6 protein-coding genes and 1 tRNA gene are annotated in these 6,000 nt (G+C 68.6%); 3 read left to right on the top strand and 4 right to left on the bottom strand.

What is annotated here, in order from left to right:
- Nucleotides 1-144: 144 nt before the first annotated feature.
- Nucleotides 145-219: transfer RNA gene (locus AC07M8_RS18525), tRNA-Val, on the bottom strand.
- A 46-nt stretch (nt 220-265) separates the two neighbouring features.
- Entirely contained in the window at nt 266-643 is a 378-nt protein-coding gene (gene cpdR / locus AC07M8_RS18530; RefSeq protein WP_495175702.1) for a cell cycle two-component system response regulator CpdR, read from the bottom strand.
- Nucleotides 644-737: 94 nt separating this feature from the next.
- On the opposite strand from cpdR, the gene AC07M8_RS18535 reads away from it, so the two are divergent.
- The gene (locus tag AC07M8_RS18535) at nt 738-1,577 is read left to right on the top strand and encodes an N-formylglutamate amidohydrolase (protein ID WP_495175703.1); all 840 of its coding nucleotides are present in this window, start codon (nt 738-740) and stop codon (nt 1,575-1,577) included.
- Between the two features lie 267 nt (nt 1,578-1,844).
- Here the strand turns inward: AC07M8_RS18535 and AC07M8_RS18540 are convergent, their stop codons facing one another.
- On the bottom strand, nt 1,845-2,618 hold the full coding sequence (locus AC07M8_RS18540) for a SapC family protein (RefSeq protein ID WP_495175704.1): 774 nt from the start codon (nt 2,616-2,618) through the stop codon (nt 1,845-1,847).
- Between the two features lie 84 nt (nt 2,619-2,702).
- A complete protein-coding gene (locus AC07M8_RS18545) occupies nt 2,703-4,169 on the bottom strand; it encodes an FAD-binding oxidoreductase (RefSeq protein WP_495175705.1) in 1,467 nt (488 codons plus the stop codon).
- A 61-nt stretch (nt 4,170-4,230) separates the two neighbouring features.
- Here AC07M8_RS18545 and AC07M8_RS18550 point away from each other — a divergent pair, with 61 nt between their 5' ends.
- Complete coding sequence (locus AC07M8_RS18550; protein WP_267395353.1) at nt 4,231-4,677, top strand: hypothetical protein; 447 nt, start codon at nt 4,231-4,233, stop codon at nt 4,675-4,677.
- Nucleotides 4,678-4,776: 99 nt separating this feature from the next.
- The coding region (locus AC07M8_RS18555; protein WP_495175706.1) for a DEAD/DEAH box helicase at nt 4,777-6,000 on the top strand (1,224 nt) is incomplete at its 3' end.

Consider the following 6,000-nt stretch of genomic DNA (forward strand, 5'->3'; position numbering starts at 1 on the left):
TTCGGTACGGCAGGCCGATTACGCCCCGGCGCGGGCCCCGGCTGCGTCACACCGGCGACCGGCGTAGTCGGGCATCGGCAGCCCGCCCGCGGCAGGGCATAAAAAAAGCCCGCCAACTCCATGAGCTAGCGAGCCTTTTTACTCTGGTGGGCGTGGCAAGGATTGAACTTGCGACCCCTGCGATGTCAACACAGTGCTCTACCACTGAGCTACACGCCCACGAGAGATGGGCCGATTAGCCGGGGTGCCCCGGGTGCGCAAGCCCTCAATTCAATTCGGTCACGCTTCCCATCGCGAACAGGCGATCGATCTCCATCACCAGCTCGCGCAGGTGGAAGGGCTTGGAGAGCACGCGGGCGTTGGGCATCTCGCGTTCCACCTTCAGCGTCACCGCGGCAAAGCCGGTGATGAACATCACCCGCAGCCCCGGCACCATCTCGGCGGCACGGCGCGCCAGCTCGATGCCGTCCATCTCCGGCATGACAATGTCGGTGAGCAGCAGGTCGAAACGCTCGCTCTGCAGCAGCGGAATCGCCGCGGTGCCGCGATCCACCGCGCTGACGCCATAGCCGGCACGCTCCAGCGCGCGGGTGAGGTACTCGCGCATCACCTGGTCATCTTCGGCGAGCAGGATTCGGATCATGACGCAACAGTCCCTTCAGTCCCGCCCCCTATGGCCGGCGCCCCGGCATTTTTCCAGCGCGCCTGCGGCCCGATGCGGCTAAGACGTGCCATAGATGGACGGATCGTTCGAGCTCCTGGGGAACGAGCCCCCGGCCAGCCCCCTGGTGCTGTCGGTGCCGCATGCCGGGCGCGATTATCCGGCGGCGCTGTGCGCGGCGCTGCGGGTGCCGATCGCGGCGCTGCTGCCGCTGGAGGATCGCCATGTCGACGCGGTGGCGCTGGCGGCGCGGGGTGTCGAGACGATGCTGGTCCAGCGCCGTCCGCGCGCCTGGATCGATCTCAATCGCAGCGAGGCCGAGCGCGACCCGCGCATTGACGAGGGCGCGCTGCCGAGCGCGCAGCCGAACCAATCCGCCAAGCTGCGCGGCGGCCTCGGTCTGGTGCCGCGCCGCGCCGGCGGGTCGAGCGACTTGTGGCGCCGCCGGTTCGGCGCGGGCGAGATCGCCGCGCGGATCGCCGAGGATTACCGGCCCTATCATGATCGGCTTGCCAGCTTGCTGGCGGCGGCGCGCGCGCGGTTCGGTATTGCCGTGTTGCTCGACGTGCATTCGATGCCGCCGCTCGCGAGCGGCGCGCAATTGGTGTTCGGCGACCGGTTCGGCCGCGCCGCCGCCTCGCGGTTCGTCGGCCGGCTGGAGGCCGAGGCGATGGCGTTCGGGATCCGGAGCGCGATCAACACGCCTTATGCCGGCGGCCATATCCTCGAGGCGCAGGCCGCGCCCGCGCGCGGCATCCACGCGATCCAGCTCGAGATCGATCGCAGCCTGTATCTCGATGGCCTGCTCGAGGCGCTCGGCCCGGGCTTTGCGCGCACCGTGGCAATGCTGCAGCGGATGCTGGCGGCGCTGGAGGACGAGGCGCTCGGCGCCGGCGCGGCGCTCGCGGCCGAATAAAAAAACCACCCCGTGCTGGAAGCACGGAGTGGCCAAGGTTCAGGGAGGAGGCACACCCGAAGGTGCGCCATACAGGCTCGCGAAAGGGGGGACACGAGCGCTGTACGAGTAGTAAATAGGTGAGCCCCCGATTGGTTCAACCCAATCGCCGCGCCGCCCCGGTTTTTTTGATTTCGCCTGTCGAGCCGGTCGTGCGCGCAACGACAACCGCCGGCGAGGAGCCCTCGCCGGCGGCCATGATCCCGACGATGTAGGCCGGCGATCGGCTTAGTTGAACTGCTGCTGGATCTGCGGCTGCGGCGCCTTGCCCTGCTGCACCTGGCGCGCGAAAATGTCGCGCATCAGCGACAGCGAGAACAGATGCGCGTAGAGCAGCGGCAGCATGCCCGACTGCGACATCTTGCGCAGCTGGTCGCCGCGCAGCCCGGCGAGCTTCTCCTCGTTGACCATCTGGAAGCCGCGATAGATGAACGGCGGCTGCCCTTCCTGCACCTGGATGCTGACCTCGCCCTCCATCAGCAGCTCCGCCTCGCGCAGCTCCTTCATGAAGTTCTGGGTGCGAGCACCGGCCTGCTCGAACTGCTCGGCGAAGCCGAGGATCGACTTGGTGAGCTCGCTCGGCTGGCCGTTCTCGAACAGGGGATCGCCATCGTCGAACGCGCCGATCGTCTCGGAGGTCGGATCGAAGCACAGCGACAGCTCCTCGGCGTCGGGGCGCAGCCGGGCGAGCATATAGGGATAGCGGCGGACGTATGCCGGCACGTAGAAGTTGTTCTCGGTGAGCTTACCCTCGTCGTCCATGAACACGTTGACGCCCTCGTTGAGGCCCATCAGCGCGAGCGGAATGGCGTCGTCGCCGACCGAAAACACGATCGGCATGAAGCGCTGGACGAGCGGAAATTCATCCACCGTGATCGGGATCGCATGCTGGCCGATCAGGAACGGCGCGGTCTGCTGCTGGCGGACCTTCCAATTGGCGTGGGTGTCGCTCGAGAGCGGCTCGAGGCCGTTGTAGAAAAGCGGAAGCGGCGCGCTGGCCATGAGGAAACTCTCCCATCGGGTGATCGCGGCGCTGCTCGCCGATTGGCGCGAGGCTCTATTGCGCGCCGGGCGAGGGCGCAAGCGTCACGAGCTTGAGTCGGGCGAAGGCGCAAGCGTCACCAGCTTGCCGGGGTTGAGGATGCCGAGCGGGTCCATTGCCGATTTGACCGCGCGCAGCGCCGTCATCCGCGCCGGCGACGCCAGCCGCTCGAGCTCGGCGCGCTTCATCTGACCGATGCCATGCTCGGCGGCGATCGAGCCACCGGCGGCGACCACCAGATCGTCGACGAAGCGGGTCACCACCGGCACGTCCTCGGCATACCAATGCGCCGGATCGGTGCCGGGCGCGGCGCGGACATGGAAGTGGACGTTGCCGTCGCCGAGATGGCCGAAGCCGCTGGCATGGGTACCCGGGAAGCGCGCCTCGCACGCCGCCGCCGCGGCGATCATGAACCCGGGCATGCTGTCCACCGGTACCGAGATGTCGTGCTGCGACGCCGGGCCCAGCGCACGCTCCGAATCGGAGATCGATTCGCGGATCCGCCAGAACGCCTCGGCCTGGCCGTCGCTGGCGGCGATCGTCGCATCGGCGATGAGGCCGTCGGCGAGCGCGGCGGCGAGCAGTTCCTCGAGCAGCGGCTGCCCGCGCGCATCGGTCAGCTCGATCAGTAGGTGCCAGCTGTGGTCGCCCGCCAGCGGCGCGCGCGCGCCGGGAACATGCGCAAGCACCGCGGCCAGCGTCTCGCGCGGCAGGATCTCGAAGCTTTCCAGCGCGTCGGTCCGCGCCTGGATGCGCCGCAACAGCCGCAGCGCCGCGGCAGGATCGCCGGTTCCCGCCCAGGCCGTCGCCCGCGCCGCCGGCAGCGGCACCAGCCGTAGCGTCGCCGCGGTGATCACCGCCAGCGTGCCTTCGGCGCCGACCAGCAGCTGGGTGAGATCATAGCCGCGATTGTCCTTGCGCAGCGGCGACAGCCCGTCGTGGATCGCGCCATCGGCCAGCACCGCTTCCACCCCCGCCACCAGCCCGCGCATCGACCCGAACCGCAGCACCTGGGTGCCGCCGGCGTTGGTCGAGACCAGTCCGCCGACCGTGGCATTGCCCTTGGCGCCGAGCGTCAGCGGGAAGCGGCGCTCGACACCGAGCGCGGCGGCGTGGAGATCGGCAAGGATCACCCCCGCGTCGGCAACCGCGAGATGGGCCTCGGCATCGATCGCGCGAATCCGGTTCATCCGCCGCAGCGACAGGATCAGCGCCGAGCCATCCGCCGGCGGCGTCGCGCCGCCCACCATCGAGCTGTTGCCACCCTGCGGCACCAGCGCCACGCGATGATGGGCCGCCGCGGCGACGATCGCCGCCACCTCGCGCGTGCTCTCCGGCGCCAGCAGCGCCGGCGCGCAGCCATGGAAGCGCTGCCGCCAATCGGTTTCCCAGGGCGTGATGTCGCCGCGCTCGGTGACGATCGTGCGCGGCCCCACCGTGCCGGCGAGCGCGTCGAGCAGCGCGCGCTGGGCGGCGGTCAGGTCGGATGGCGGCGGATCGATCACGGCCATCGCCGCTAGAACAAGTTCATCGCCCGTTCAACGATCGGCCCTACCAAGGTGGACGCCCGTGATGATCCACCCTGCCCTCCCCGTCCTGCTGCTCGCGCTGGCGGTGCCCGTCGCCGCGGCGCCGGAGGGGACGTTGGACCAGGAGCAGCTGGCGCAGCTGACCATCCACGAGCGGATCGTCATCCGCGTCCCGCGGATGCTCGGCCGCCGCGCGCCGGCGCCTGCCGCCACCGCGTGGAAGGAGAAGAAGGGCCCCAAGTGCATCGCCATCGCCGACCTCGGTGGGGCGATGGTGTCGCAGCCCGGCAGCGTCGACCTGGTGCTGACCGGCAACCGCCGCCTGCGCGCCAAGTTCGACGGCGATTGCGGGCCGATCGACTTCTATTCGGGCTTCTACCTGCGCCCCGCCGCCGACGGCCAGGTCTGCGCCAAGCGCGACGTGATCAGGATGCGATCGGGCACCAGTTGCCAGATCGATGCGTTCAAGATCCTCCGTCCCGAGCCATAACAGCGGCGGGATTTCGCGTTTTCTTGACTTTTGTGGCTAAATCCGCGAGCGCCGCAGGCGGTGCAGCGCGCTAGACGCTGCCATTTTTCGGACATTTGCATGAACTTCGCCGATCTCGGCCTTTCCGACGAACTCCTCAGCGCCGTCACGGAGGCTGGCTATTCCGAGCCGACTCCGATCCAGGCGAGCGCTATCCCCTCCGTGCTGATGATGCGCGACATCATCGGCATCGCCCAGACCGGCACCGGCAAGACCGCCGCCTTCGTGCTGCCGATGATCGACATCCTTGCCCACGGCCGCAGCCGCGCGCGGATGCCGCGCTCGCTGATCCTCGAGCCGACCCGCGAGCTTGCCGCGCAGGTCGCCGAGAATTTCGAGAAATATGGCGCCGGCCACAAGCTGTCGATGGCGCTGCTGATCGGCGGCGTCTCGATGGGTGACCAGATCAAGGCGCTGGAAAAGGGCGTCGACGTGCTGATCGCGACACCCGGCCGGTTGATGGACCTGTTCGGCCGCGGCAACATCCTGCTCACCGGCTGCTCGATGCTGGTGATCGACGAGGCCGATCGCATGCTCGACATGGGGTTCATCCCCGATATCGAGGAAATCTGCACCAAGCTGCCCAAGCAGCGCCAGACCTTGCTCTTTTCGGCGACGATGCCGCCGCCGATCAAGAAGCTCGCCGACAAGTTCCTCGACAATCCCAAGACCATCGAGGTGTCGCGCCCCGCCTCGACCAATCTCAGCATCAAGCAGGTGCTGGTGCCGGTCTCCGCCGTCGCCGCCAAGAAGCGCGACGCGCTGCGTCAGCTGCTCGGCCGCGAGGATGTGCGTAACGCGATCATCTTCTGCAACCGCAAGACCACCGTGCGCGAGCTCAACAAGAGCCTCAAGCAGCATGGCTTCAAGTCCGGCGAGATCCATGGCGACATGGAGCAGGCCCAGCGGATCGCCGAGCTCGATCTGTTCAAGGACGGCAAGATCAACATGCTGGTGGCGTCCGACGTCGCCGCGCGCGGGCTCGACATCAAGGGCGTCAGCCACGTCTTCAATTTCGACGCCCCCTGGCACCCTGACGACTACGTCCATCGCATTGGCCGCACCGGCCGCGGCGGTGCGACCGGGACCGCCTACACGCTGATCACGCCCGACGACGCCGAGAATATCGCCAATATCGAAAAGCTCACCGGTCAGAAGATCGAGCGGCTGACGCTTGGCGACGATGCGCCAGAGGCCACCGCCGCCGCCACCGGCGCCGACGAGCCCCGCCGCGGCCGCCGCGAGCGCACGCCGCGTGGCGACGCGGGCCGCACCGCGCCGGCC

Source organism: Sphingomonas sp. GW821-FHT09E03 (assembly GCF_059416225.1).

Bases quoted from the DNA above. Each gene is read 5' to 3' on its own strand.
- cpdR (WP_495175702.1), bottom strand. From the start codon at position 643: ATGATCCGAATCCTGCTCGCCGAAGATGACCAGGTGATGCGCGAGTAC.
- AC07M8_RS18535 (WP_495175703.1), top strand. From the start codon at position 738: ATGGACGGATCGTTCGAGCTCCTGGGGAACGAGCCCCCGGCCAGCCCC.
- AC07M8_RS18540 (WP_495175704.1), bottom strand. From the start codon at position 2,618: ATGGCCAGCGCGCCGCTTCCGCTTTTCTACAACGGCCTCGAGCCGCTC.
- AC07M8_RS18545 (WP_495175705.1), bottom strand. From the start codon at position 4,169: ATGGCCGTGATCGATCCGCCGCCATCCGACCTGACCGCCGCCCAGCGC.
- AC07M8_RS18550 (WP_267395353.1), top strand. From the start codon at position 4,231: ATGATCCACCCTGCCCTCCCCGTCCTGCTGCTCGCGCTGGCGGTGCCC.